Origin of the sequence: Legionella antarctica, assembly GCF_011764505.1 — a bacterium.
Classification (GTDB): domain Bacteria; phylum Pseudomonadota; class Gammaproteobacteria; order Legionellales; family Legionellaceae; genus Legionella; species Legionella antarctica.
In genome coordinates this window covers 2,963,168-2,988,601 of sequence record NZ_AP022839.1, presented here as the reverse complement: position 1 = coordinate 2,988,601, position 25,434 = coordinate 2,963,168, and the positions used below count along the sequence as shown (strand labels likewise).

Here is a 25,434-nt window from a genome sequence, read left to right as displayed (position 1 = left end):
ATTGATACACACCAGTTAAGCGACTTTTTTTAATTGTATTATTTGCTCATTTTCAAACTGATTTGGACTTTTATATCCAAGGAATGAATGTAAGCGGTTACTGTTATAAAACATTGTAATATAATTCAGGATGTCTTGTTGTGCCTCAAAGCGAGTTTGGTAATTGCGCCATTGGACTCGCTCTTGTTTTAACCTCCCGAAAAAGCTTTCAGCAACAGCATTATCCCAGCAGTTACCTTTACGACTCATACTACCGATGCAACCATAAGTAGTTAATAGCATGCGATAAGCATTACTCGCATATTGAACGCCTCGATCGGAATGGGTTATTACTCCAGTATTGGGTTTGCGTTGCCAAAGCGCCATTTTAAGGGCGTCACAAGCCAGGCTTGCCTTCATCCGCGAACTCATACTCCAACCGATAACTTTTCTTGAAAACAAGTCGATAACAACAGCTAAATACAACCAACCCTCTTGTGTCCAAATATAGGTAATATCGGAGGCGTAAGCTTGATTAGGCTTTTCTACAATAAACTGTCTATTAAGTACATTTTCAAATATAGGCTGCTTATGCTTGCTGTTTGTTGTTACCCTATATTTCTTTCTGTAACGTGCGTGTATTCCTGCTTCCTTCATTAGATTTCGGGCTTTATTTCTCCCAACAGGATAACCTAATGCATTTAATGCTTTTTTCATTCGACGGCTTCCATAAGTATAATGGCTTGATTCTGCTAATTTTTTAACCCAATCAAGCATCTCCACATGCAATGGATCTGGTGGTTTATTACATTTAAGATAATTGTAAAAACCACTTCTTGTAACACCCAGCAATTGACACATCACGTCAATTGGCCAGGCCTTCTTATTCTGGGCAATAAATGAATATTTCACTTCATTTCTTTTGCAAAGAAGGCCGTCGCCTTTTTTAATATTTCTTTTTCCATTGTTACGCGTCTTAATTCTTCTCGTAAACGACGTATCTCTAGTTGTTCGTCAGTTAATTTACCATTACCTCTAAATGCTTGCCCTTCCTCTTTGGAGTGTTCTTTGATCCACCGGCTTATCAACCTGGAATCAATGCCCAGACTTTGTGCAGCTTCTGATTGCGTATAATTCTGCTCCAAAACAAGACTAATAGCGTCTAGTTTAAATTCTTTAGTATATTTCGTTGCACCCATTTTATTACCTCCAGTTAAGATGATTATCTCTTATCTGGAGTGTACAAATCCATTAGACCACATCATATTTCTTCTTGGTGCATGCGAAGTTGTTCTTGCTGTGCTTGTAAAAGTTCAGATTGTTGATGTTCATGAATAAACGTTTGGAAGTGATCTACTTTATCAAGCAATAAATTAAAAGCCGGTTTGCTAAGATGACGATCAGGACATATTGATCCCACTAACAAGGAGGATTGTTCATCAGCAGCTAAATCTTTATTACCTATTACCCTCAGTACAACTTCTCTATCTACTGTATATTGCTCCATGCTTTGAGCATACTCACGTAATAGAGGCGCTGTTTCATCCGTTTTTAACAGATAGTAATGACCTACCATTGCATTAAGCTTCACTTCCATTTTAGGGAAATCGTCTCTTCCCTTGGTAGTGTAAATTATTGTCTGATCAGTGCTGTAAATAGTAAGCGGTTGATCAAGCAGCTCGATTACTGGCATTACATCATTATAAGCAAGTTTTGTGCTTGGACTAGCAATGAGCTGGCAATATTTTTGATAACCCTCTGCTTTCCAATAGACCGCCAAAGCTTCATTTTCATCTTCATTGGCATTGGTAAAGTATTGTTTAAATCGAGCTTCTTCCTCAGTTAAAACCCCATTATTTGGGTTATGTTCTACGAAGTATTCAAGGAATTCTTTATTAGCGGTATATAACACGCCTTCAGGACCACTTAGTAAAAGGTCTGTATCAATTTCGTCCCAACGGAGCGATCTATAATTGGCAAATTTAGATAAGGCATCTTCTTGGATGCGGTTAGCCACATTTAAGTTTTGAGACATTTGAGTAGCAAACCATTCACGCATTAAAAAACCAAGAACTAAAGTTTTTTCAACTATAAAATTAGGAGATATCAGGGGGCTATCCGGGTGGTGGCGTTGTGTGTACTCTGCGAATAGTGATAAAGAATCTTGATTAGGAAACCTTTCTTGCAATTGTGATGCAGGACTTTCTTTGCCCTTTATTGATGCAAAAGTGAATAAATCTTCTGGAAAAGGTAACTTATTTGCCAAAAGGTGGGTGGCGTATGCATGAAAAAAGCAATTATCAAACGCACCTGAAACGTTTAAAGCTGCTGCTAAACGTTCGGGTAATGGTTTGGCCATCGTGTTATCCTTCTGACAATGTGTATCTATTAAATTAACTATACGCTTGTTTCATTAACACATTATTAACAATAGGCTTTATCCTCAACTTTTTCTAGAGCAAGCGCATATTGAATTATACTCCCTGTACTCTCTTTTCAAGGTATTTTGTATTTAGAGTTGCAACGTACCGTTTTTTCTTGATGCTAAATTTATTAGAACGCTCTTGCTTAAGCAGATTGAGGGCAATATGCCTGAAAAAGTCGAAATTTTCAGCTCCAAACGCGACGAAATGTATCATGACAGGGAACTCCATAGGGCAAAGTTAAATATCTACGTAACAATCCTCACGCTCTTTAGCAAATGTTTCTATATCTTCCCAACCCTCACCCCCACAAATAACGGCACATATAGTGATAATTATTAGTTCTAAGAATAAATGCTGACTGTTTTTTTTTTGGCTTCATGGATCGGTGATATCACTAAATATAGTAGAAACTATTTTGCTACGGGTGTGACCTCGCATTAATGTAAGAATATTTCTGAGCACTCTCTTTATGCGGTCAGTTTAAAACCACTTAGCTCTTTTTGTTTTCAATTAATTCGCGTATAATTCATTTTTTAAATTATCCCAAGTGAATAGAATTAAGGTGAAAGTATGCAATCAAAATTCGAGAATTTTAATAAATTACCACTAGAACTTAAAATTGAAACCGCTCAAAATTTATCAAACCGTGATTTAGTAAACTTCGCTCAGACATCAAAATATCATTTGGCTTTGTTTCAACCTCTGATTGATGTTCGTAAGTTACTGCATCATGTGACACGCGGGGAACATGATGCGGTTAAAGCGATGTTAAATAAGGACATGAGTTTAATTTTTAAAAGGGGCATCCTTACGGATTGTTCTGGGCGAGAATTTGAGAACATCAGCGTTTTTGAATATGCGCTGTGGGCTCTGGATAAACATATGTGGGCAGCAATGATTGCGTGCATTCTACAGAATGAAGAAGGTAAACCGATATTTGAAATATTGATTGCTCAATACAACAAAGTGAACACGGACGGAGTCACTTATAGGCTTAATGGAAAAACAATCACTGAAAAGCATTTTGATTTCGAAAATACCATCATCAAAGAGCTGCAAACACAAGTAGATTCGATAAACGCGCCAGGGGTTGAAAATCGGGATGCCATTGATAAACAATGGAGAGAAGGTGTAGGTAGTGCCCAAAATCTTTTTCCTATGCATGTTGTTTATGAATACTGCTCTGATGAGCCTTTTTATCCTGTGCCGGAGTTTACCTCGCAGCCTAAATCATCAAAGCAGTTTTATAATTGGATAACTAAAAAGGATGAAAATTGGTTTAGCGTTGATTCTAAGCTGGCGGTTGATTTTGCAATATATAAGTCGGGGGCGGGGCGGGCGGGCCCGGGGCGTATCGCGGGTAGGGATGGGGCGGCGCGCGATTTGGATGCCATGACGGCATTATGTAAAGTAAGAACAAACGATTTTCTCGATTTCAAATCGCAGCTTGAAGACAAGATGACGCTAGATAATCATCACCAGGTGTCTCAGATTTGACCGAATTGACATCATGTCGATGGAGAAGCTCGGCGGCGTAAGCCGCCACATGCTCGTCCCAGCATGAGTCCAAAAACCATAAAAGCAAGTCCTGGTATAACCAGGGTGCTGCTGTTCTCACCCACCACATACACCATCGATGCAAGTAACTGATGATGCGCCGGGGAGAAACCCCATCTTTGACCATCCATTTAACTTGCTCGCGCGCTTTGCGCAATGTTCGTGCATGAGGAACAATGTGTGTTTGCAAAAGAGGCTGCTTTTCGGGTTGCCAAATTGTCTCTACCCCCCCCCCGGGGTTTGGATTGGTTTTGCTCAACTTGCTCCGTATTAGGAACGTTTACAACAGCCTGTGTTATTATGGTGTTATCCAAGGGTTGCGTCTTTGGATATTGGATGCCTAAAAAATGGAAGCCCCTATCAATGGATCCGATACGCGTTTTTTTCCCGGACAAGCGCAGGCGCCTTTCTTGTAATACCTGCATTAGACGCTGTTTACAGCGATTAAGACTGCGCTTGGTTTGGCACAAAATGAGAATATCATCCTGATACCGAAAGTAAGCCACATCCATTTCATTGAATGCGTCATCGAGTGGTTTTAAATAAAGGCCACTAAAAAATTGGGATAAAGGTCCGCGTAACGCAATGCCTTGATCTGGATTTTTATAGCCTCTTGGTGTTTCAATTGGATTGACTATAATGCGTTCCAACATCAAATTCAGTTTCCTTTACACAGGACGATTTTTAGAAAAGTATGAATAAATAAAAAATAACTCGCTGATTTTAATAACATGTCATACAATTCTTTTCGCCAAAAAAGATGATTATATGAATAAAATCAGTGAGTTGAAGAGCATATTAGGTGATAAACTTCCTTGGAGCAAGGCTTAATATCGTCTGTTCATCAATAAGGAATTGAGTAGTTAATAATCACTTATCAGGCAAAAAAACTGGGTTGAGGAGGGGATAGTTTGCTCGGATTTAAAAAGACTTGTTTTTGGTTCTTGACTTAGGGATATGCAGTCTTTATCTTGTTAAGGTTCCCTCTTGATAGTTTATCATAACTAATGTTGTCCAAATTGCAACGAACACTAGTTGATGATACTGATTATGAGTATGTTTTGTTCAAGCATTAACAGGGTGTGTTTAAAATCAGGATCTGTTGACAACGCATAGGTTGACAGCCCACGGTTGTCGCGAACAAGTAATGGCATACCCGGTTTTTAAAAGTTGAATTATTAGTAGCCTCTAATATGAGCGATGCATTTTATGTCAAAACGATACTAAATTTAAAATTTTTAAGCTTTTTAAAAAATATATTAATCTAAGGATAATTCATGAAAGCAAATAAGGTCGCTTTAGGGATGTTAAGTTTTTTTTTGTACGGTAGTGTGCTGGCTGGAACCATGGGGGATGCCCCGAGAAGTTGGGCGAAAGTATTTACTTTAAGCGCTGGGCCTGCCTGGACTGATAGCGGTGATACCCAAACTTTTTTTCTGGCACCTGAAATTGAAAAAACTTATAGTGCTTCCAAAAATACAAGCACCTTATTTAATGGTGAAGTTTTTTTAGGTGTGCAGCATTCTTTGAGTGCTACTATTTTGGGACAAATAGGTCTGGCAGTTGCAGCGACAAGTAACACGGCAATTAATGGTGAGATCTGGGACGATGCCGATCCTCAATTTAATACCCTTATTTATTCTTACAAAATTAATCACGCACATGTTGCGGTAAAAGGGAAATTGTTAGCAGACATGGGCTATATGGCAATTCCTTATGTCAGTGCTAGTGCCGGGGTTGGATTTAATCGTGCCCACAACTTTAACAATACGCCCGTCATTTTCGAAGCTTTGCCTAATTCCAATTATGGATCTAACAGTGAAACGGCATTTAGTTATACTGTAGGCGTAGGTCTACAAAAAGCTATTAATCAGAATTTGCAAGTTGGTATAGGCTATGAATTTGCTGATTGGGGCAAAAGTCAATTAGGTCGTGCTTTTGGGCAAACACTAGGCAATGGTTTATCTCAAGGACATGTATACACCAATGGATTAATGTTTAACTTGAGTTTTCTTGCATAAAGAGAAGTAATGATAACGATCTTATTGCGCGGGAGTAAGCTTCAGGACAGACAATGAATTCAGGACGGGTAATCAATCACCTCTAAAACCAATGGGGTCTTGTTATATCTCACTGCCTTGACTTAAGGATAGAGAACATGAAAAAAATTATCAAAAACACTTTAATGAACAGGATGTTTATTAGCTTATTATCCTGGTTGATATGGACAACAGCCCAGGCAGCGGGGCCGCTGTGGACCATCGTTCCAACACCGGGAAGCAATCCGACCCAGATCGTACCGGAAAACGGAACGGCCACTGTACAGTATATGATTCAAAATCAGTCTGGAAAGTCTAAAAGACTGGTAATTCAGTCGATACAGGGTATTATTCAAACTGGCTCTTGCCTACTGGCGCCCAAAGGACAGAGCGGCAGTAACTGCACCTTAAATCTTGCCGTAACCGGCAGTACGCTGCCTCAAGGCGGTGTTCATGGTGGTCCTGCGTTGTGTCAGGCCAATTCAGATGGCAGTCCGAACCCAAACCAATGTTATCAACCTAGTAGCGCCAACAGCTTAAACATCACTCGTGGTTCCCCTGTCATGATAAGCGTCAATCCCACCACGTTACTGTTTGCTGAAAACTCAACGGGGGATGTGACGGTGACCAATAACGCAAGTTCTTCGGTTGCGGCAGAGAATGTGATTGCAGCTATTCCTGGGGGCAGTAACATCAGCGTGCAAAGCACGACTTGTGGCGCGAGTCTGGCGATTGGGGCAAGTTGTACCATTACTTTTGCCTCAGGCACACTAGAAGGGCCAACAACAATTCCTATAGCCGGAGACAATACCAACACTGTTAATGTGAGTGTTACGGTGACCAATCAGCCACAGATAAGCATTACGAACCCCATACAGCAAAATCGGGTTGTTACGGTATCTCCAATGCCCTCGTTGTCTTTAGAGGTGACCAATGATGGTGGCAGTATGGTGAATGCTAATGCGATTACGGTCACGGATAAAACCGCTTGCCCCAACCTGACTGTTAATGACACTGACTGCACCAGTGTTGCTCCAGGAGCCAGCTGCACACTGATACTGACCTCCAATACCCCTTACGTACCGTGTACCATTACCGTCAGTGGCAGTAACACAGCCAATAGCCCCCAAGCTTTGATTGCTTTTTCTTATCTGGGTGGATTAGTGTTTCAGGAAAGTGGTGGCAATGGTAAGGTTGTGATTGATGTGGCAGCGGAGATTACTCGTTCATGGACGGATTCTCCTGGTCCTATACCCGGTACAACCCTGGATGATGGCGCTAATAATACTGATCTCATTGTGGCTAATGCATCCTGTTCTAATGTTCCCAATAATTGCGCGGCCGCTCAGTGCCGAAATTTAGGAGCAGAATGGTATCTTCCCGCAGGAAATGAGCTGACTGAAGTCCAGGATGCACTGTGTTCCAACTTAGCCACCCCTTGTAACTTTGGCGAGTTTGCGCCCGTGCCCTACTGGAGCTCCACGCAGGACGGCAACAACACCGCATTCTCAGTGAGCTTTCCCAATGGTGCCCCCGTCTCCACCACTAAAGTCAATCCTCATTTGGTGCGTTGTGCCCAGGCTTTTCCTCCCCCTTAACCCGTTATCTCTTTTCGTTTGAGGCAGTGCAGCTACGCTTTAAATCCTGTTACCACCGGTAGCGCACTGCCCAGAAGAGGTATTCATACCCGGCACTGTTGTCGGACGAATCCGGAATATATATTATTCTTTCCATTATTATACATTTTGCTCCCTGGAAGTTTGGTATTTAAGTAAGTTTGTTTAACATCCAATCACTATTGCATGTTAATTCCAACCCCTGAAAAAAGGGCAGGAAACTACTATTAAAATAATGAAATATATCCATCAGTCACCTCAAAATATTCATTGAGAAAGAATGATAAAGATTAAATTACTCTGCGTTAAACAAACTAAATGGAGATAGAGTTTGACGTGGATTTCTGCATGGGTTTGGGTGCCGTTATTCCTTTCATGATCATTAGAAAATCAAATGACAATACATGATCGGATCGGTTTTCCTGTATAGTCTACATCATCACAACGCTGAGCCAAGAACGATTTTTCAGGCTTGTTGAGTCTATCTTTATAACAGGAAAGAAGCCCTGCACATGTGCATAAACTATATAACGACTCAAACTCAGTTTCTGTTATTAGCGGATCAAAATCAATCCATGCAGCAGAACTGAACCCCAAAAAATTCAATCCAGCAATATTCTTTTCAATGAGATGTGACTCTATTTCATAAGCTATAGACAGGGCTTTCCCTGGAGTAACCTTTAAAGTCCTAAGTAACGTTTCAAAGATATAAACACGTTCATCGCGTTGTTGATGGGCGAGAATAGCCAGGATAGTAGGTCTTGCCATATTTTTTATTAAAAAATTCGAATATTTCAGGAATACACTCCGGGTAACGTCGGCAGCATCGTTAAGAGCAGCGCTCGATCTGTTCGGTGTGTCCGGGCTTTTACCCCTTAGCTCCTTTATCCCTTTTCTTTTGAGGCAGCTGTGCTGCCTCATGATTTTTTAGAGATGGATTGTTGGGGTGGGGAAAATGTTCAGGTATTTACAGAGTAGGTTTTACCATTCTCACATCAGCTGTTATTTGCCATACTCATTAACGCCATGTAACAAAAACATTTAGGCTCAACTAATAGCCGTTTAAAAGAGAGGATGAGTCCATATCATTGCGGCAGCGACTTACTATCCACAAATTCTGTGGATAACTATGTGGGTTGCCTGATGATTAAATAATAATAAGTCGCTAAACTTCATATAGGCTATATCCCCTTGCCTGATTTTTCTCTACAATAGAACTTTAATCAAAATTAAAGCAATCATGTATAAACCATTGGCCCTTTTTATAGGGTTGCGTTACACACGTTCCAGAAAGAAGAATCATTTTGTTTCTTTTATTTCTTTTAGCTCCATGCTGGGTATTGGCTTGGGGGTGATGGTATTAGTTACGGTTTTATCCGTGATGAATGGTTTTGATCAGGAAATTCATCAGCGTTTTTTTGGAATGGCTCCTGAAATTACCGTGACTGGGCCAAATGAAAAATTAAGTGATTGGCCTGGTCTGGTCAAAAAACTGCAAACAATTCCAGAGATTAAAGCCATTGCTCCTTATGTAGGCGGGCAGGGTTTGCTAACTCATGATGGCCAGGTCTTACCTATAATATTGACTGGTATATTACCTGAAAAAGAGCAAGGGGTGACCCACTTAGAGGATAAGCTGCTTGCCGGGAGTATGAAAAATTTAAATCATTTTGGCATGATTTTAGGTAAGGGGCTTGCTGATAGTTTGGGGGTCATGATTGGTGATAAAGTAACCGTGATGATTCCTCAGGCAACTGTGACGCCTGCAGGTATGATCCCTCGTTTTAAACGCTTCACTGTAGCCGGTGTCTTTTCTGCCGGTACAGGTTTTAATTTTGATACTAAACTTGCTTTTATTAATATGGAAGACGCCCAAAAATTACTCCAGATGGGAAATCAGGTAACGGGTATCAAAATGAAAATTAATAATGTGTATCAGGCGCCTGAATTATCTGCCCGCTTGTCTCATCTTTTAGGTGCGGAGTATCAGGTAGGTAACTGGACCCAGCAGTTTGGCGCTTTTTTTCAGGCAGTTAAAATGGAAAAAACCATGATGTTTATGATTTTATTATTAATTATCGCTGTAGCAGCTTTTAATTTAGTATCTTCCCTGGTTATGGTAGTTAATGATAAACAAGCCGAGATTGCGATTTTAAGAACTATTGGAGCAAAACCATCGACTATCCTATGGGTGTTCATAGTGCAAGGGATGATGGTAGGAATTGTTGGTACTGGTATCGGTTTGGTGGGTGGCTTGATTTTGGCCAAAAATGCGACTGCAATAGTGAATGGCTTACAAGCGTTGTTTCATGTGCAGGTCTTATCTTCCAGTATTTATTTTGTTGATTATTTACCCTCTGAAATTTTATTCAGTGATCTTTGGCAGGTATGTGCCATGGCTTTATTAATGAGTTTTGCCGCGACAATTTATCCTGCCTGGCGTGCCTCAAAAACAGTTATTGCGGAGGCTTTGCATTATGAATAATCCTATTTTAAAGGGGCACAAAATATCTAAATCCTATAATGATGGTGCTTCAAAGGTCCATGTATTGAAGGGCATTGATTTATCCATAGAAAAAGGTGATAGAGTTGCTATAATTGGCCCTTCTGGTTCAGGAAAAAGCACTTTATTGCATTTGCTCGGTGGACTGGATAAGCCAACTAGTGGCGAAGTATGCATTAATACAGTGAGCTGGCAAAAAATCAGCGAAAAGCAACGGTGTCAGTTACGGAATCAGCATTTAGGATTTGTATATCAATTTCATCATTTATTGCCCGAGTTTACTGCACTTGAAAATGTAACGATACCTTTATTATTATCAGGATTAGAGGTTAAAAAAGCAGAACAACAAGCCAGTGATATGTTAGATAAGGTTGGTCTTAAGCCAAGGTTAGAGCATAAACCGGCCCAGCTTTCTGGAGGAGAGCGGCAGAGGGTAGCCATCGCACGTGCTTTAGTGCATCAACCAAACTGTGTCCTTGCAGATGAGCCTACGGGAAATCTGGATCAGACTACGGCGGCAAAAGTGTTTGATCTGATGTTGGATCTCAATAGACAAATGAATACTGCTTTGGTGATAGTGACTCATGATTTGCAAATTGCAAAGCGTATGGATAGAGTATTAGTTTTGCATGAAGGTTCTTTGTGTAATCAAGAGTAACAAAATGAGGGGAATTATTATGCTTACTTCTGAGAGAAAAATAAAAGATGGTGCAAAAGTTCAAGGAAAAGCAGATGAGAAAAATCAACTAACTGGCTCACATATCTCAATACCATTCTTTAAAAGAAAGAAAACTGGTTATTACCCCTCTGCACGAAACCCTTTAGGGGCTGCAGTGAAAGGACGGGAGGAAGATAACCCGGAGCTTGGTGCAGGTGAAGAACATAAGGAACTGCCAGAATCGTATTCGCATAAAGCAGCTTTTGATCGCGCTCAATATGAATCAATGGATACAGGAATAGAATCAAACTATTGTGAAGTAGCTTATAAAGCAGTTTTGATAAGCACTAGGGCCAAACGAGAAAGAAAAGAAGCGCTAGCGGATCAGGGACATGACTTTGCCCAAGATAAGTGCGCTTCCCTTAATTGTTCCATTTAGTAGTCAGCATGACCTGGGGTGCGTGGGAAAGGAATTACATCACGCACATTACTCACGCCAGTGACGTAACTAATCAAACGCTCAAAACCTAAACCAAAGCCAGCATGCGGTACAGTACCGTAACGACGTAGGTCTCTATACCATTGATAGTGTTCTTTGTTCAGATTGCATTCATCCATACGTTTATCCAAAATATGTAAACGTTCTTCACGTTGGCTTCCACCAATAATTTCGCCTATTCCCGGGGCTAAAACGTCCATAGCGGCTACAGTTTTTTCATCATCATTGAGCCGCATATAGAACCCTTTAATTTCTTGAGGGTAATTAGTCAGGATAACCGGCTTTTTGCAGTGTACTTCTGCAAGATAGCGTTCGTGCTCTGATTGTAAATCCAGACCCCAGCTAACGGGAAATTCAAATTTGTGGTCACAAGACTCAAGTGTTTTAATGGCGTCAGTATAGGTCATGATTTCAAATTCGGCTTCTGCCATTTGCTCCATACGCTCGGTACAGCCTGGAGAGACAAACTGATTGAAAAAGTCCATGTCATCGGCACGTTCATTGAGCACTGTTTTGCATAAATAGCGCAACATGTTTTGACTTAAATTACATATATCATCGAGAGAGGCAAACGCAATTTCGGGCTCTATCATCCAGAATTCAGCCAAATGACGGCTGGTATTGGAATTTTCTGCGCGGAATGTTGGTCCAAAAGTATACACCTTAGACATGGCCATACAATAGGACTCAACATTTAATTGACCTGAAACCGTAAGGAATGTTTCTCTGCCAAAGAAATCTTTGCTGAAATCAATTTGTCCCAGTTCATTTTTAGGTACATTTAACATATCTAAAGTGGACACGCGAAACATTTCCCCCGCACCTTCACAGTCACTGGCAGTAATGATGGGGGTATGTATCCAAAAATAACCTTGTTCATGAAAAAAACGATGAATGGCTTGGGCTAAACAATGACGAATACGAGTTACCGCACTAATGGTATTAGTACGTGGACGTAAATGGGCTACATCGCGTAAAAACTCCAGGGTATGACGTTTTGCCTGAATCGGATAAGTATCAGGATTCTCAACCCAGCCTACTACTTCAATGTGATCCGCCTGAATTTCAAAAGACTGACCTTTACCTTGAGACGCGACTAATTTACCAGTGGCTATCATGGAACAGCCGGCAGTTAGTTTCACTACTTCCTCGTGATAATTTTTTAACCCATCAGTAGCTACGATTTGAATTGGGGAAAAACAAGAACCATCATGTAAACTGATAAATGATAATCCGGCTTTAGAATCACGTCGGGTTTTTACCCAGCCGCGCACTGTAACGGTTTCATCTATGCTAATTTCACCTTCCAAACATTGTTTTATGGTAAAGACATCTGTCATTATGTACTCCAAAATCGGTAAAGAAGTCTGCTTTATTTTTAAATAGAGATGATACACTAAATAAAATCAGTGGGGGAACACTATGATGCAAAGAGTTTTATTAGTATTGCTATTTTTTTGTTCTTTTTTGGTTTCTGCAGATGATACTGTATTAAAACTGTATAGACCTTATGGTGAAGTAACTGATCAAACTGTTCCTGTTGTAAAAAATAAAATAAGTGGGCAATGTACGACTCAATCTCAATTAATTTTACGAGAGGATGCCTGGCGATGTATGGCAGATGGTAAAATTTTTGATCCCTGTTTTGTCAAGCCATCAAATAGTAAAACCGAGGTAATATGTCCCCAGTCACCTTGGGTAAGTGATAGTGTCCAAATTGAAGTCGGTAGTCCCTTAGAGAACGAAAACCACGTTACCCTGGATATGTCGCGTGTTTATCCCTGGGGAATTGAATTAGCCAATGGAGAACATTGCGAGGCTATAGAGCCGAATGAGGTTTATGATTCCATGCCGGTACGATATCGTTGTTCTAATCAAAATATACTTATTGGTCATTTGCAACGATGTAAGGCTACATGGAGCATGTTAGCAAAAACCTCCGAAGGAATAGTGACAGTCTATTTAAAGAAGGCTTGGTTTTAAGAGACAAAATTCTGATATTTAAAAAAATCAATAATTAGTCTTGGGTGCCCTAAAATAACTTGATAAATGCGTGTAAAGCATCTTTACTTAAGAGTAGATGTTGGTTTAAGGAGAAAGCAATGGTCCGTGAATATTTTCATACGTTTATACTGTCGCAGGTATTTGGAGTATATCTCATATTGTTGGCCATTATACTTGCCAGTCGTGCCAGACACTACAAAAAAGTGCTCAAGAATATTAACCCAAATGGTTTTGGGATATTAGTGGGTGGTTCTTTTGGATTATTGTTAGGTCTTTTTTTAGTGACTATCCATAATTTTTGGGACGGGCAATTTGCAACTGATTTACTGAGTATCTTTCTGTGGTTCATTTTAATAAAATCCATCCTTATCTTGTCATTTCCCGAGAAGGTTATTACTCTTAGCCAAAAATTATACAGTGGAAAGGGCTATTATGTAATGATTATTATAATGGCTGTAATAGGTGTTATTTTAATGGCAAACGGCTATTACTTATATATGTAAATCAAGGGTTGACAGGGGCTGCATTTTGAAAAGCGGCTAAAGTTAAGCAGTAATCATTAATTTCATTAATAAGCGGGTAGTCGTCCATAACAAAATTAAAACGGTTTGCATTGAATACCTGAGGAATTAAACAAATATCTGCCACAGTTACTTCATTGCCCAAACAAACAGGCTTATTTCGCTCAAGCACCTCCAACCGTTTTTCAAAGGCATCAAAGCCTTCTTTAAGCCAATGATGGTACCAATCTGAAATTTGCGCTTCATTCGCACTAAATTGCATCTTTAAGCGATTTAACACTCGCAAATTATTCAAGGGGTGCACATCACAAGCCACGATTAAGGCCAGAGAGCGTAACGTCGCTTTAATGAAGGGATCTTTGGGAAACAAAGGAATTTCAGGATAGGACTCTTCCAGATACTCAATAATTGCCATTGATTGATGTAGAACATGTCCATTAACGTCTAAACTGGGGACAAGGCCTTGGGGATTAATCTGGCGATATAGTGGGCTATGATGTTCCCCACCATGGTTCACCAAATGGATTTCTCTTTTCTCATAAGCAATATTTTTTAAATTTAAAGCAATACGTACCCGATAACAGGCCGTAGAACGAAAATAGTCATACAGTATCATTGAGAATCTGCTTCGTAATGAGTTACAAGCTGATCTATAGCGCCAAAGAGACTATTACCTTGCTTATCTAACATTTCAATGCGAACCCGATCACCAAAACGCATAAAAGAAGTATGACCTTTTCCGCCTTCCAAAATCTCCAGCATTCTTTTTTCAGCGATACAGGAAGAACCTTTGCTGCGGTCTAAATTAGATATTGTTCCTGAGCCTATTATGGTTCCAGCCTTTAGATCTCTTGTTCTTGCTGCATGTTGAATAAGTTCTGGAAAAGAAAAGGTCATGTCCACGCCCGCATTAGGTTGACCAAATAAAGTGCCATTCAAGTGAGTGAGTAATGGTAAGTGGACACGTTGGTTATCCCAATCAGAACCTAATTCGTCAGGGGTGATGGCGACCGGGGAAAAACTGCTGGCAGGTTTTGATTGAAAAAAGCCAAACCCTTTGGCTAATTCATCAGGGATTAGATTACGAAGTGACACATCGTTGACTAACATCAGCAGTTTAATGTGTTGTTCTGCGGTTGTTGCACTGATACCCATTGGAACATCGTCAGTAATAATCGCTATCTCTGATTCAAAATCTATTCCATGAGTTTCATCAACTGCCAGAATAGGATCTCTTGGCCCCAAAAAAGCATCTGACCCCCCCTGATACATCAAGGGATTAGTCCAAAAATTGGCAGGCATTTCTGCTCCTCTGGCTTTTCGTACCAATTCAACATGATTGACGTAGGCACTGCCGTCTGCCCATTGATAGGCTCGGGGCAGGGGAGATGCACACTGCTGGGGATCGAACGCAAAAGTATTGTCTAAACTACCTTCGTTTAATTTTTGATAGGTTTGTTGCAGTTCTTTTTCTTTTAACAGCCAATGATCCAGGGCATATTGAAGCGTCGGGGCAATATGGGGTACTCGTACTGCGCTAGTCAATGTTTGATTGACCACACATAATTCTCCATCACGAGATAAAGCTGATTTTAAACTGGCAAGTTTCATAGGGGCCTCTTGAAAAATAGGTCATAGAATAATCAGTATGTTGTATCTGTTAACTCATTTCTTTTTTTAAAGTACCGCGTTTGACCTGATCTCTTTCAATCGCTTCAAATAAAGCCTGGAAGTTACCTTCTCCAAATCCCTGGTTACCCTTACGTTGAATAATTTCAAAAAACACTGGGCCAAAAATGTTTTCAGTGAAAATTTGTAACAATAATCCGTATTGTGGATCACGTTCTCCGTCCATTAAAATTTTTTCTGCATTTAATTGTGCGATGGGTTCTTGATGCCAAGGAAGACGTGTATCAAGCATGTCGTAATAAGTGTCTGGCACATCGAGGAATTTGACCCCCTGTTTCCTTAAACTGTTTACTGATTTATATATGTCTTTAGTAGTTAAAGCTATATGTTGTATGCCTTCACCATGGTAGTCATGAAGGAACTCTTCAATTTGAGATTGGTCATCTTTTGATTCATTTAATGGTATTTTAATTTTTCCACAAGGACTACTCAGAGCACGACTGATGAGACCAGTCATTTGACCGACAATATTAAAAAAACGAATTTCCTGAAAATTGAAAATAGACTCATAAAACTTGGCCCATTTATCCATATTGCCTCTAAAGACATTATGAGTGAGATGATCAATGGCTACCAGGCCGTTACCTGGAATTGCTGATGTAGTATTTATTTTCCATTTGTTATTAAAAGGTTTATGCGTATCATCCACAAAATAAATAACACTGCCACCAATTGCATTAATTGCAGGTAAGTCATGATGAGCATGACGACTGTCCTCAAACGCGGTCGCGCCATTCTTGAGGGCGTATTGAAAAGCCGCATCAGCGTCTTTGACTTTAAAGCCCATTGCACAAGCGCCTGGTCCATGTGTTACACCGTGCTCTGCGGCTTGGCAATCGCGTGCTCCATTCACGATAAAGAGAATTTCGCCCTGTTGATATAAAGTGATGTCCTGATCTTGATGGGTGGATACTGGTTGAAAGCCCATATCAACGAACTGTTGTTCCAAGCGTTGTTTATCCGGTCCGGAAAACTCTAAAAAAGCGAAGCCATCTAATCCGCAGGGGTTATTATTTGTTTGCATCAGCAGAACTCCTTGTATAAATATTTGAACTGAAAACCCGGTGTAAATCTCACAAGTTAGAATTATTAAACTGATTGTACTAAAAAAAGTCCATCGGCTATTGGTAACATACTTACAAATACTCTCTGATCATTTTTAATCAATTCATTGAGCTTTTTTATCTCTCTTGTCTGCCCACCGGCTTCATGGGGATCAATGACTTTACCATCCCAGAATACATTATCTATAACGATTAATCCTTGGGGTTTAATCAACTTTAATGCTAATTCATAGTAATTCAGATAATTGGTTTTGTCAGCATCAATGAAAATGAAATCAAATTTCTTTTCCCAGCCCTCGTTCAGCAAAGCATACAGAGTTTCCAGGGCTGGTCCTAAGCGTAATTTAATTTTATTTTCCTGTTTTGCTTCGCGCCAGAATGGATGTGCTTTTTTCGTCCATTCTTCGCTGATATCACAGGTAATGAGTTGACCATCGTCGGGAAGAACCAGGGACATGGCTAATGCACTGTAACCTGTAAACGTTCCCAATTCCAGAACATTTTTAGCACGAATTAAGCGTAAAAGAAATTGCATAAATTGCGCTTGTTCGGGTGCAACCTGCATATTGGCCAATTCCATAGTAGACGTTTCTTTGCGCAGACCCCTTAGTACCGGGTGCTCGCGCAATGATTTATCTAACATGTATTCATATAAACCCGGGGTAAGTTGTAGATGCTTCATGTAAAATACCCGCCTAAGCTAATTTTTCTTTTGCCAAAGTATCAGCAATTTCACTGGCAGGTAAGTTATCTTTAGCAGAGCGATTAAATATTTCCATTAAAGAAGTATAGATACCGTCAATCTGACTGTTCACTTTTTCCTCTGGGGTATGCAAATATTTAGACGCTGCAAAAATTACTCCGCCTGCATTAATAACATAATCAGCAGCAAATAAAATGCCTTTTTCATGCAATCTCTTGCCATGGAAGCTATGCGCGAGTTGATTATTAGCCGCTCCCGCAATAATAGTGGTTTGTAATTGCGAAATAGTAATATCGTTAATTATGGCACCCAAGGCGCACGGGGCAAAAACATCACAAGGAACTTTGTGAATAACGTCAGTACTGACGGCTTTGGCACCCAGTTCTTTTACAGCCAGTTCAACCGCCTCAGGAGAAATATCGGCAACGGTAAGTATTGCACCTGATTCATGCAAGTGTTTCGCCAGTAAATAACCTACATGGCCAAGCCCTTGAATTGCTACATGAACACCGTTTAAATTACTTTTTCCCAATTTAAAGGCTACAGCAGCCTGAATTCCTCGCATTACGCCCTTCGCTGTAGAAGGAGAAGGATCGCCATTATGTTTGGATAAGCTGGCAACATAGTCTGTGTGTTCAGCAATAATATCCATATCGCTTAATACTGTTCCACTGTCAAGAGCAGTAATATACCTACCGTTTAATTCATCAACAAACTTCCCAAAACGATGCATGTATTCAGTCCGGTTGAAGGAACCTTGGGGCTTGATAATTACTGATTTGCCTCCGCCTAAAGGCAAATTAACAGAAGCAGCTTTAAAACTCATTCCACGGGCAAGACGCATTGCATCATTCAGGGCAGCGGCAGTATTAGGGTATTCAATAAAACGGCACCCGCCTAAAGCTGGGCCTAATTTGGTGCTATGAATAGCAATTATCGCTTTCATACCTGTTTCGGGATCCACTTTAAGGTGTAAATCGCCAAAACCATGGGATAGAGCATAGTCAAGGAAATCGTCTTCTGTTTTGGCAAGGCTATCATTATTTATATTGTCAATGGACATCATTGGTTTGCGCTCCTCTTGCAATAAATTGGAAAGTTATAGACCTATTTTTTAATTAAATCAATGGATCGGTTTGATTTGATTCTCCTTGAAAAAAAATCATTCGAAATAGATCTGACTGTTGAAATGTAAAAATCAGAATACATGTCTTTGTCAAATGTAGAGGTTCTTAGCATACCGTAATACGGATTTAAAAACGATTCTGGATTTTGATGAAAATTAGCTCCTCATTACACTATTGCTAATACGGGCTAAAATTCAACTTCAATTCCCAAATAGCCAGAATGATTTGGTGTCTAAGGGGCTGCTGGTATACACTAATTTAAATTATATCCAGAATGGAGTTCCTAATGAAAAAAGTTGTGGGAATGCTTGCTTTAATGACGATTACCCCTTTTGCTTTTGCTGCAGATATTCTCGTTCCTCAAATGGTTCTTGATAAAGTTCTTTTTCAAATCTCTTCCAAAAAATGGGTTACTACTCAAACAGCCCTGTTAACTGTCAGTATTAATGCCACTTTATCTAATGCTGATTTAGTTAAAGCGCGGGCCGACATGATGACGAGTTTAAATAAAATTGCTAAAGGTGATTGGCATTTGATTGATTTTAATCGTTCTCAGGATAGTTCAGGTCTGGAAAAATTGTATGTTCAGGCCCGAGTCCGTGTCGATCAGGCTACTTTAACAGATATTTATCAACATGCTAAAATAATCAGTACCCCAGGTACAAAATATGAAGTGAGCGGGGTAGATTTTAAACCCAGTTTAGAGGAAACACAGACTGTTCGTGCTAAAATACGTGAACAGTTATATCAGCAAGTTAATGAAGAAATTGCACGAATGAATAAAGTCTATCCGACCCAAAACTATAGTGTCAGTAATTTGGTATTTATAGAGGGAGGGGATAATGCTCCTCAGCCTCCAAGAGCCTATCAAGCCAAAGAAATGAATACAATGGTGATGACAGCGGCAGCTTCCCCTGCAGTAACCGTAAGTAATGAGCTGATTATGACGGCTGTAGTTGAAGCAGCCTCAAATCGTACTGAGGCATCTTCGAAATCGACAGCCCCTATAAATACTACTAAAGCAGCTAATGCAACACGCGTTACTGGTTGAGGCTGCTTCAATCGAACACAGGGGAATTAATTTGTTGGTTGTGGATAAGGTAATCGGTCATAGAGGGGCATCAGCATATGCTCCTGAGAATACTATAGCTGCATTTAATAAGGCTTTAGCATTAGGGTGTCGTTTTATCGAGTTTGATGTGATGTGCAGTGCTGATGGTGAGCCTTTTGTCGTTCATGATGATAATTTAAAAAGAACTACTAATGGACGGGGTGAGGTAGGATCGGTTGATGCGGCTTATTTACAAAGCCTTGATGCGGGCTCCTGGTTTTCCAGGAGGTTTAAAGGTGAACATGTTCCCCATTTTAAAGAAGCTCTAAAATGGCTGTCTTTTTCTGATGCACAGGCAAATATAGAAATTAAGCCCTATAAGGGAGCTGTGGAACAAACCACAGTGGCTGTATTAAGTCATATCCATCGGTATTGGCCTCAAGGCAAGAGTTTACCTTTAGTTTCGAGCTTTGAATGGGAGGCTTTGGTTTTATGTCGCAGTATTGCTCCCGAAATGCCCTTGGGTTTGTTGCTTCACGAATGGGATGAGCATTGGTTACAAAAAGCAAAGCAATTAGGATGTTACTCAGTGCATTTTAACCGAAAAGTGTTAACTGCAGATAGGGTTAAAGAGGTAAAAAACCAGGGCTATATCGTTTGCGCCTATACAGTGAACCGTAGACGCTTAGCGAATAAATTATATGCTTGGGGGGTGGATGCCGTTTTTAGTGATTACCCGGATTTATTAGCATGAACGCGACAATTCTGTTTTTATGTTCCCTACTGTTTAGTTCGTTAGCCCTTGCTGAACGAGTAGAGCTGGTTTTTTGGCACGGTATGGCTGGCAATTTAGGTGAGGAAGTCCGATTGCTTGCCGATGATTTCAATCTTAGTCAGAGTGAGTTCACCATTAAGCCCGTGTATAAAGGCGATTATGTGGAAACTCTGACCAGTTTTGCTGCCGCATTTAGAGCCCATCAGGCCCCGGCTATAGTTCAGGTTTTTGAAGTAGGAACTGCCATCATGCTTTCTCCTAAAGGAGTAATTAAGCCGGTTGATGTTTTAATGCACGAGCAAAATATGAGATTGCCCAAGGATGATTTCATTCAGTCTGTGCGCGAGTTTTACAGTAGAGATGGCCAATTGATGGCCATGCCCTTTAACCTCTCGGTGCCGGTTTTGTATTACAATCGTGACATACTTGCTAAAGTGGGATACAGCCAAGCTAATTTCCCCCACACTTGGGGAGAGTTGGAAGTGCTGGCAGAAAAAATTAAAAAAGCAGGCTATGACTGTACCTATACTACAGCATATCCAGGATGGGTGCTTTTTGAATCTTATTTAGCGATTCATGGCTTAACGTTAACGGAGGAGGCGCGCGCAGTTTTTAATACGCCACAACTAGCTCGGCATATTCAACGTTTAAAGCGTTGGCATGATTTACATTATTTTCGCTATGGCGGACGAGTAGATGATGCGACCATTTTTTTTACCAGCGGGGTGTGTCCTTTATTTAGCCAGTCTTCTGGCGCTTATAACAGTCTATTGGCATTTGTCCCTTTTAATCTAGGTGTGTCAACCATGCCTTTGGATACCCAAGCCAGTCCAACAAGGCATGCTAATGTTGCCGGAGGAGCTGCTCTGTGGGCTGTTAACGGTCAAAATGAAGTACAATATAAAGGAATTGCCCAATTTTTTGTTTTTATTGCCAGACCTGAGATCCAAAAGCGGTGGCACGAACATACGGGATACCTTCCCTTGGGACTGAAAGGAATCTATGCTGCTATCGTTCAAGCCAGTAAGCATCCATCGTTATTATTAGCCCGCAGTGATTTAGAGGGACCTGTGAATGCAAAACCCTTTAAACATACGGGTCCGCAAAATCAAATTCGTAGCATTAATGATGAGGTTTTAGAGGCCATGTTTGCCGGCTTAATCAATTCTGATCAGGCTTTGCAAGAAGCAATGGATCGGTCGAATCATGTTTTATTACGTTTTTCTCAAAATACAGGGGAGTAACGTCATCTCGATCCAACCTCTGTTTGGCTTGACCTATGACTTGAGAGCCTTTTTTACTGATTGTAAATTGAGGTTATTTTCTAACTAAACTCAAACCAGATTAATGTGCTTAAGAGTTCATATAGCTCCAGGTTATTGGAACCTACAAAGGAGTTAGAAAATTATTCAGGTCAGGCTTTTGATTTAAACGGTATTGATAAACTACATAGAACGCCATAACGTTCTTTAAGTAATTTCGTGTCTCTTGCCAGGGGAGTGTCTCAACCCACAGGTCAATTTCTTTGGGTGGATGATTTTTTAGCCAATAAACGACTTGTTTGGGACCTGCATTATAAGCTGCAGCAACGAGGACTGGGTGATTACTGAACCGTTTTGTTAGTTGTTGTAAATAAGCAACCCCGATATTGATGTTCTTTTGGAAGAGAAAAAGCTGTTGGTGATCGCTGTAGGGTATTTTGTCCTCTTTAGTGACAACACTGGCAGTAAAAGGCATGATCTGCATTAAACCTCTGGCTCCAGCTGAAGAAACTGCATCCTCCCTAAAACCACTTTCCTGTCGGATGATGGCAAAGACAAACTCTGGGGCTACGGCGTATTGTTTAGCATACATCCTTACTGTATCTTTGTACGCCAAGGGAAAGCGAAGTGAGAGTTGATTGTTAAGTGTCTCATTATTACTTAAAAAAACAGATTTTCCATGCCATTGCAGTTCTGAATCAACCCAGTTCACTAAAGCACTGGCTTCATCTTTAGGTAACTCACTAATGAAATCATTAAGTAGACGAGAGGCTTGTAGACTCTGCCCGGAAGTATAAAGAGCTTTGACTTGCTCTATAAAGGGTTGATAAGGCTTTAATGATTCAAAATTAGTGGAGGGTTTTTCATTTTCAAAGCTTGGAATCTTATTGAGGCGAATACTGGCCAGGAATCCATAATATTGCCTTTTTTTTGCTAATGGTTCGTAAATAGCTATGGCTTGTTCTTTTTTTCCTTGTTCTTCCAGCGCACGCGCAAGCCAATATTGCCAGCAGGGGGTATCTTTATCGTTTGAGTCATTAATTAATTCAGCAACATGTTTCCAATCATTATTTTTTAGGGCAAAGCGAATCTGCCAATCTACCAGGACCTCGTTATGATATTGGGGCTTTACTTTGGCGAACCAAGCCAGGGCATCCTCGTGATTACGCATGGCTTTATAAAGAGCTATGTGTGCTAAAAAATCTTGTTTTTGTGATTCAGTCAATATTTTTTTTGTTTTTGGCTGATCCCAAAGTCGCAGGGCATGATCCATATTGATCGAAACCATACGTTTTAAGCCGTAAAGATAAAAATGATTGCTTAATTCACCGGGACTGAGTTTACTGATGTTAACCGGATTTTGGTCTATGGTGGTTAATGTTTGAATCTGATTTAAACGGGGTATTTCATATTGTTTTAACAAATAACGCGCCAGTTGAATGTTTCGCTCATCAAGGGCAAGAGCTATGCGTTGGGTAATGAGTCCTTGATCGAAATTATCACTTTTAAGCAATAAGTCAAATAGAGTATCACAGGCTTGTGGTTGTGAATTGCCCGCTAACCAAAGAGGAATTGAGTTTTTTAGTGCTTCTGTTTCCTGGCCCAGAGTATAGGCAGCAATCTGTTTGTAACAAACGAGATTGATATCATCAGAGGGTTGGTAATACGTATTGAAGTTGGTCCAATTTTTTACTCGGACTAACTCATAAAGCCATTTTTCGCGTAATTTATCGGACAGGGGAGAGGTACCTTTTATAAAGTTGAGAAAGTCTGGCGAAGGCTGAGCCGGTAAATTTTGATTCCAAGCGGTATAAGCATTAAACCTGTCCATATATGCTTGTCCTGATAGGGCGAAAGAAAGAACTGACCAGCTTAGCCCACACAACACTAATAATTTGTTCATAAATCCTCTTGTTTGCCTTTGAGGTCATACAGTCCATTGTTAAATACGTACTAATTGTTCACGCATGCTTTTAATGGTTTTTTTATAATCAATGCTATTAAATATAGCAGATCCTGCAACAAATTGGTTGGCTCCTGCACCGGCTATTGAAGCAATATTATCAATGGTTATCCCTCCATCAACACAGAGATCCAGTTGAGGGTAGAGACTGTGAAATTGCGCAATCTTGTGCGTTATCTCTGGAATGAGTTTTTGGCCGCCAAAACCTGGGTTCACTGTCATCACCAGAATAAAACTAAGATGTTGAACACACCAGGTCAAAGTATCAAGCGATGTTGAGGGGTTTAATGCCAATCCTGCCTCGCAGCCCAGATTTTTGATTAATTGCAAACTTCTGTCCAGATGGATTGTAGCATCAGGATGGATACTGATCCGTTTGGCTCCGGCATTTGCAAATGATTCGATGAGTGTATCAACCGGAGTAGCCATTAAATGAACGTCCACAGGAAGATGGGGAAAGCGTTTAATTAATGCTTCACAGAAGGCCGGGCCAAAAGTAAGGTTAGGTACGTAATGATTATCCATGACATCAAAATGAATAAAGTCAGCGCCTGCTTTCATTACACTATCGACTTCGTCACCAAGACGGGTCATATCAGCAGAGAGCAAAGAGGGTAAAATTTGATAAGTCATGATGTCTTATTATAGTTATCTGATAGGTATATCATATGCTGTACAGGATAAACATTCCATCAGCACATATGAAAAAATTTGTTTGCTCACTCCTTGATTTTAGATTGGAAACTAGAAAGCAAGTGCAGCTCAAAAAGTGATCTTACTATTGAGTATTTAGCCAAATTCAGGCATAATATAAGAATACTTTTACCCTTGTAATTTATCAAATTACCTCAATATAGTAAAAATTATAGACCTAATCGTGCTTTTTAGGGAGTGTTTTATGAATCAAAATTGGCCTACCAAAGATAAAGATTTACAAACTGCTCGAATAATCATGGAAGAGTATGCAAATAAACGTGACAGTGAGTCGTTGGGGCTGTTCGAAATTGAAGTGGATCAAACTGAAAAGCGAATGAATTTTTGTTTGTCCGGTTGGGTAGTCATATTAGCTAAGCATTTTGTTTCAGTATATGGTGCCAGTCAGGGGGATTATGTAACCAGACAGGTTATCGGACGTTGTATCACTCAAGGGCAAACGCTACATTAGGAATTTTTTCTGCAATAATCAGAAATCAAGATACCTGTTATAATTAATTTTATAATCGTTAGAGTTTTCATATTGTAGCAAAGCACTGTTTAAGGTTTGCAATAATGCCCTATCTTCTTTATTTACGGCTATGCCATAACCGTTTCCATATACATATGAAGGGCCTATCAAACTAAACTCCCCTGATGCATTGGCTGCCCAATAAATTGAGGTTGAGCTATCTAGCAGAATATAATCAACCTCATTTTTGGCTAATGCTTCTACTAAAAGCTCCATTGTTTTGAACTCTTTTATGGTGGGATTTATTATTCCCAAGTGTTTAATTTGATCAGTAAAAATAGTTCCTGTTTCTATTCCAATTCTTTGGGTGTTTAATAAATTTAAAGAAAAAGGAAGTTTTGCTTTGTCGATGTGGTTGGTTAGAAAGCGAGAGTAGCTTATTAAATAGGGCATGCTAAAGCTTACAGATTTTAATCTATCCGTAGTAATAGTGATTGCACCGACCGCAGCATCTATTTTTTTTCCTGCTACTGCCGGTAATAACTGATCAAATTGCATAATATGAAATTGGCAGGTTCGATTCATAATCTTACAGATCGCATTCATCATATCGACATCGTATCCATAAATTTCATTATCGGTCCCTTGAATCATAAATGGCGGATAAAAACTATGTACTCCAACATTTAAAGGCTCTCCTTGTGCATAGACATGGGAGATCAAAAGAACAGAGGTAATCAATAGGTAACGAATGATATTCATCTTATCCTTTAATAAATGAGTGAGCATTAATAATAGATTATATATTATAGATTAAGAATCAATGTGTAACC

At 40.0% G+C, this 25,434-nt stretch carries 26 protein-coding genes; 12 read left to right on the top strand and 14 right to left on the bottom strand.

The window, feature by feature from the left end:
* Positions 1-15: 15 nt before the first annotated feature.
* The 3 genes from HRS36_RS14090 to HRS36_RS19080 form a co-directional block, all read right to left on the bottom strand.
* Positions 16-1,178 (bottom strand): IS3 family transposase gene (locus tag HRS36_RS14090; protein ID WP_226905474.1). Its coding sequence is split into 2 segments (ribosomal slippage): positions 16-917 and positions 917-1,178, totalling 1,164 coding nucleotides; the frame shifts between segments, so codons are not numbered across the junction.
* A 62-nt stretch (positions 1,179-1,240) separates the two neighbouring features.
* Positions 1,241-2,338 carry a Dot/Icm T4SS effector Ceg23 gene (gene ceg23 / locus HRS36_RS14085; RefSeq protein ID WP_173237796.1) on the bottom strand — a complete coding sequence of 366 codons (1,098 nt, stop codon included), beginning with the start codon at positions 2,336-2,338 and terminating at the stop codon, positions 1,241-1,243.
* Between the two features lie 304 nt (positions 2,339-2,642).
* On the bottom strand, positions 2,643-2,729 hold the full coding sequence (locus HRS36_RS19080; protein ID WP_420814335.1) for a hypothetical protein: 87 nt from the start codon (positions 2,727-2,729) through the stop codon (positions 2,643-2,645).
* A 246-nt stretch (positions 2,730-2,975) separates the two neighbouring features.
* Here HRS36_RS19080 and HRS36_RS14075 point away from each other — a divergent pair, with 246 nt between their 5' ends.
* A complete protein-coding gene (locus HRS36_RS14075; RefSeq protein WP_173237795.1) occupies positions 2,976-3,902 on the top strand; it encodes an F-box protein in 927 nt (308 codons plus the stop codon).
* 191 nt (positions 3,903-4,093) lie between these two features.
* Here the strand turns inward: HRS36_RS14075 and HRS36_RS14070 are convergent, their stop codons facing one another.
* The gene (locus HRS36_RS14070) at positions 4,094-4,615 is read right to left on the bottom strand and encodes a reverse transcriptase domain-containing protein (RefSeq protein WP_226905476.1); all 522 of its coding nucleotides are present in this window, start codon (positions 4,613-4,615) and stop codon (positions 4,094-4,096) included.
* Positions 4,616-5,239: 624 nt separating this feature from the next.
* Here HRS36_RS14070 and HRS36_RS14060 point away from each other — a divergent pair.
* Both HRS36_RS14060 and HRS36_RS14055 read left to right on the top strand, forming a co-directional pair.
* Positions 5,240-5,983 (top strand): outer membrane protein, encoded by a 744-nt coding sequence (locus HRS36_RS14060; protein ID WP_173237794.1) that lies wholly within the window; start codon positions 5,240-5,242, stop codon positions 5,981-5,983.
* A gap of 173 nt (positions 5,984-6,156) precedes the next feature.
* The gene (locus HRS36_RS14055; RefSeq protein WP_226905475.1) at positions 6,157-7,599 is read left to right on the top strand and encodes a DUF1566 domain-containing protein; all 1,443 of its coding nucleotides are present in this window, start codon (positions 6,157-6,159) and stop codon (positions 7,597-7,599) included.
* Between the two features lie 408 nt (positions 7,600-8,007).
* Here the strand turns inward: HRS36_RS14055 and HRS36_RS14050 are convergent, their stop codons facing one another.
* Positions 8,008-8,385 carry a hypothetical protein gene (locus HRS36_RS14050; RefSeq protein WP_173237793.1) on the bottom strand — a complete coding sequence of 126 codons (378 nt, stop codon included), beginning with the start codon at positions 8,383-8,385 and terminating at the stop codon, positions 8,008-8,010.
* Between the two features lie 472 nt (positions 8,386-8,857).
* Here HRS36_RS14050 and HRS36_RS14045 point away from each other — a divergent pair, with 472 nt between their 5' ends.
* Genes HRS36_RS14045 through HRS36_RS14035 form a run of 3 tightly spaced genes read left to right on the top strand, consistent with a single transcriptional unit; the run spans position 8,858 to position 11,217 of the window.
* Positions 8,858-10,102, top strand: a complete 1,245-nt coding sequence (locus HRS36_RS14045; RefSeq protein ID WP_173237792.1) for a lipoprotein-releasing ABC transporter permease subunit — start codon at positions 8,858-8,860, stop codon at positions 10,100-10,102.
* The gene (gene lolD, locus HRS36_RS14040; protein WP_173237791.1) at positions 10,095-10,778 is read left to right on the top strand and encodes a lipoprotein-releasing ABC transporter ATP-binding protein LolD; all 684 of its coding nucleotides are present in this window, start codon (positions 10,095-10,097) and stop codon (positions 10,776-10,778) included. The genes HRS36_RS14045 and lolD overlap by 8 nt, the downstream gene beginning before the upstream one ends.
* Positions 10,779-10,797: 19 nt before the next feature.
* The gene (locus tag HRS36_RS14035) at positions 10,798-11,217 is read left to right on the top strand and encodes a hypothetical protein (protein ID WP_173237790.1); all 420 of its coding nucleotides are present in this window, start codon (positions 10,798-10,800) and stop codon (positions 11,215-11,217) included.
* Here HRS36_RS14035 and asnS read toward each other — a convergent pair.
* Positions 11,214-12,617: an asparagine--tRNA ligase gene (gene asnS / locus HRS36_RS14030; protein ID WP_173237789.1), complete on the bottom strand. Its 1,404-nt coding sequence runs from the start codon at positions 12,615-12,617 to the stop codon at positions 11,214-11,216. The two genes, HRS36_RS14035 and asnS, sit on opposite strands and share 4 nt — an antisense overlap.
* Before the next feature lie 82 nt (positions 12,618-12,699).
* Here asnS and HRS36_RS14025 point away from each other — a divergent pair, with 82 nt between their 5' ends.
* The gene (locus HRS36_RS14025; RefSeq protein ID WP_173237788.1) at positions 12,700-13,260 is read left to right on the top strand and encodes a hypothetical protein; all 561 of its coding nucleotides are present in this window, start codon (positions 12,700-12,702) and stop codon (positions 13,258-13,260) included.
* A 119-nt stretch (positions 13,261-13,379) separates the two neighbouring features.
* On the top strand, positions 13,380-13,784 hold the full coding sequence (locus HRS36_RS14020) for a hypothetical protein (RefSeq protein ID WP_173237787.1): 405 nt from the start codon (positions 13,380-13,382) through the stop codon (positions 13,782-13,784).
* A 1-nt stretch (position 13,785) separates the two neighbouring features.
* Here HRS36_RS14020 and maiA read toward each other — a convergent pair whose 3' ends face one another.
* The 5 genes from maiA to HRS36_RS13995 form a co-directional block, all read right to left on the bottom strand.
* Positions 13,786-14,418, bottom strand: coding sequence for a maleylacetoacetate isomerase (gene maiA / locus HRS36_RS14015; protein WP_173237786.1), 633 nt, complete (start codon positions 14,416-14,418; stop codon positions 13,786-13,788).
* Entirely contained in the window at positions 14,415-15,413 is a 999-nt protein-coding gene (locus HRS36_RS14010) for a fumarylacetoacetate hydrolase family protein (RefSeq protein ID WP_173237785.1), read from the bottom strand. Before HRS36_RS14010 ends, maiA begins: the two co-directional genes overlap by 4 nt.
* Before the next feature lie 49 nt (positions 15,414-15,462).
* Entirely contained in the window at positions 15,463-16,515 is a 1,053-nt protein-coding gene (hppD, locus tag HRS36_RS14005) for a 4-hydroxyphenylpyruvate dioxygenase (protein WP_173237784.1), read from the bottom strand.
* 65 nt (positions 16,516-16,580) lie between these two features.
* On the bottom strand, positions 16,581-17,237 hold the full coding sequence (locus HRS36_RS14000) for an O-methyltransferase (protein WP_173237783.1): 657 nt from the start codon (positions 17,235-17,237) through the stop codon (positions 16,581-16,583).
* A 13-nt stretch (positions 17,238-17,250) separates the two neighbouring features.
* Positions 17,251-18,324 (bottom strand): Leu/Phe/Val dehydrogenase, encoded by a 1,074-nt coding sequence (locus HRS36_RS13995; RefSeq protein WP_173237782.1) that lies wholly within the window; start codon positions 18,322-18,324, stop codon positions 17,251-17,253.
* Positions 18,325-18,671: 347 nt separating this feature from the next.
* Between HRS36_RS13995 and HRS36_RS13990 the strand changes: the two genes are divergently transcribed.
* From HRS36_RS13990 to HRS36_RS13980, 3 genes are read left to right on the top strand one after another with little or no spacing between them, the layout of a single operon-like run.
* Positions 18,672-19,436, top strand: a complete 765-nt coding sequence (locus HRS36_RS13990) for a hypothetical protein (protein ID WP_173237781.1) — start codon at positions 18,672-18,674, stop codon at positions 19,434-19,436.
* Positions 19,414-20,190, top strand: coding sequence for a glycerophosphodiester phosphodiesterase (ugpQ, locus tag HRS36_RS13985; protein WP_420814305.1), 777 nt, complete (start codon positions 19,414-19,416; stop codon positions 20,188-20,190). Before HRS36_RS13990 ends, ugpQ begins: the two co-directional genes overlap by 23 nt.
* On the top strand, positions 20,187-21,455 hold the full coding sequence (locus HRS36_RS13980) for an extracellular solute-binding protein (protein WP_173237780.1): 1,269 nt from the start codon (positions 20,187-20,189) through the stop codon (positions 21,453-21,455). The genes ugpQ and HRS36_RS13980 overlap by 4 nt, the downstream gene beginning before the upstream one ends.
* A 142-nt stretch (positions 21,456-21,597) precedes the next feature.
* Here HRS36_RS13980 and HRS36_RS13975 read toward each other — a convergent pair whose 3' ends face one another.
* Positions 21,598-23,376 (bottom strand): transglycosylase SLT domain-containing protein, encoded by a 1,779-nt coding sequence (locus HRS36_RS13975; RefSeq protein WP_173237779.1) that lies wholly within the window; start codon positions 23,374-23,376, stop codon positions 21,598-21,600.
* Between the two features lie 39 nt (positions 23,377-23,415).
* Entirely contained in the window at positions 23,416-24,069 is a 654-nt protein-coding gene (rpe, locus tag HRS36_RS13970; protein WP_173237778.1) for a ribulose-phosphate 3-epimerase, read from the bottom strand.
* A gap of 265 nt (positions 24,070-24,334) precedes the next feature.
* Here rpe and HRS36_RS13965 point away from each other — a divergent pair, with 265 nt between their 5' ends.
* Positions 24,335-24,601 (top strand): hypothetical protein, encoded by a 267-nt coding sequence (locus HRS36_RS13965; protein WP_173237777.1) that lies wholly within the window; start codon positions 24,335-24,337, stop codon positions 24,599-24,601.
* A gap of 18 nt (positions 24,602-24,619) precedes the next feature.
* Here the strand turns inward: HRS36_RS13965 and HRS36_RS13960 are convergent, their stop codons facing one another.
* Positions 24,620-25,363 (bottom strand): transporter substrate-binding domain-containing protein, encoded by a 744-nt coding sequence (locus tag HRS36_RS13960; RefSeq protein WP_173237776.1) that lies wholly within the window; start codon positions 25,361-25,363, stop codon positions 24,620-24,622.
* Positions 25,364-25,434 lie beyond the last annotated feature (71 nt).

Excerpts from the sequence above, each read along its gene's own strand:
- HRS36_RS14050 (WP_173237793.1), bottom strand. The coding sequence starts at position 8,385 with ATGGCAAGACCTACTATCCTGGCTATTCTCGCCCATCAACAACGCGAT.
- ceg23 (WP_173237796.1), bottom strand. The coding sequence starts at position 2,338 with ATGGCCAAACCATTACCCGAACGTTTAGCAGCAGCTTTAAACGTTTCA.
- maiA (WP_173237786.1), bottom strand. The coding sequence starts at position 14,418 with ATGATACTGTATGACTATTTTCGTTCTACGGCCTGTTATCGGGTACGT.
- HRS36_RS13960 (WP_173237776.1), bottom strand. The coding sequence starts at position 25,363 with ATGAATATCATTCGTTACCTATTGATTACCTCTGTTCTTTTGATCTCC.
- ugpQ (WP_420814305.1), top strand. The coding sequence starts at position 19,414 with ATGCAACACGCGTTACTGGTTGAGGCTGCTTCAATCGAACACAGGGGA.
- HRS36_RS14035 (WP_173237790.1), top strand. The coding sequence starts at position 10,798 with ATGCTTACTTCTGAGAGAAAAATAAAAGATGGTGCAAAAGTTCAAGGA.
- HRS36_RS13980 (WP_173237780.1), top strand. The coding sequence starts at position 20,187 with ATGAACGCGACAATTCTGTTTTTATGTTCCCTACTGTTTAGTTCGTTA.
- HRS36_RS14000 (WP_173237783.1), bottom strand. The coding sequence starts at position 17,237 with ATGAAGCATCTACAACTTACCCCGGGTTTATATGAATACATGTTAGAT.
- HRS36_RS13995 (WP_173237782.1), bottom strand. The coding sequence starts at position 18,324 with ATGATGTCCATTGACAATATAAATAATGATAGCCTTGCCAAAACAGAA.
- HRS36_RS14075 (WP_173237795.1), top strand. The coding sequence starts at position 2,976 with ATGCAATCAAAATTCGAGAATTTTAATAAATTACCACTAGAACTTAAA.
- lolD (WP_173237791.1), top strand. The coding sequence starts at position 10,095 with ATGAATAATCCTATTTTAAAGGGGCACAAAATATCTAAATCCTATAAT.
- HRS36_RS14025 (WP_173237788.1), top strand. The coding sequence starts at position 12,700 with ATGATGCAAAGAGTTTTATTAGTATTGCTATTTTTTTGTTCTTTTTTG.
- HRS36_RS14045 (WP_173237792.1), top strand. The coding sequence starts at position 8,858 with ATGTATAAACCATTGGCCCTTTTTATAGGGTTGCGTTACACACGTTCC.
- HRS36_RS14070 (WP_226905476.1), bottom strand. The coding sequence starts at position 4,615 with ATGTTGGAACGCATTATAGTCAATCCAATTGAAACACCAAGAGGCTAT.
- HRS36_RS13990 (WP_173237781.1), top strand. The coding sequence starts at position 18,672 with ATGAAAAAAGTTGTGGGAATGCTTGCTTTAATGACGATTACCCCTTTT.
- rpe (WP_173237778.1), bottom strand. The coding sequence starts at position 24,069 with ATGACTTATCAAATTTTACCCTCTTTGCTCTCTGCTGATATGACCCGT.
- HRS36_RS14055 (WP_226905475.1), top strand. The coding sequence starts at position 6,157 with ATGTTTATTAGCTTATTATCCTGGTTGATATGGACAACAGCCCAGGCA.
- HRS36_RS14060 (WP_173237794.1), top strand. The coding sequence starts at position 5,240 with ATGAAAGCAAATAAGGTCGCTTTAGGGATGTTAAGTTTTTTTTTGTAC.
- HRS36_RS13975 (WP_173237779.1), bottom strand. The coding sequence starts at position 23,376 with ATGAACAAATTATTAGTGTTGTGTGGGCTAAGCTGGTCAGTTCTTTCT.
- HRS36_RS13965 (WP_173237777.1), top strand. The coding sequence starts at position 24,335 with ATGAATCAAAATTGGCCTACCAAAGATAAAGATTTACAAACTGCTCGA.
- asnS (WP_173237789.1), bottom strand. The coding sequence starts at position 12,617 with ATGACAGATGTCTTTACCATAAAACAATGTTTGGAAGGTGAAATTAGC.
- hppD (WP_173237784.1), bottom strand. The coding sequence starts at position 16,515 with ATGCAAACAAATAATAACCCCTGCGGATTAGATGGCTTCGCTTTTTTA.
- HRS36_RS14020 (WP_173237787.1), top strand. The coding sequence starts at position 13,380 with ATGGTCCGTGAATATTTTCATACGTTTATACTGTCGCAGGTATTTGGA.
- HRS36_RS14010 (WP_173237785.1), bottom strand. The coding sequence starts at position 15,413 with ATGAAACTTGCCAGTTTAAAATCAGCTTTATCTCGTGATGGAGAATTA.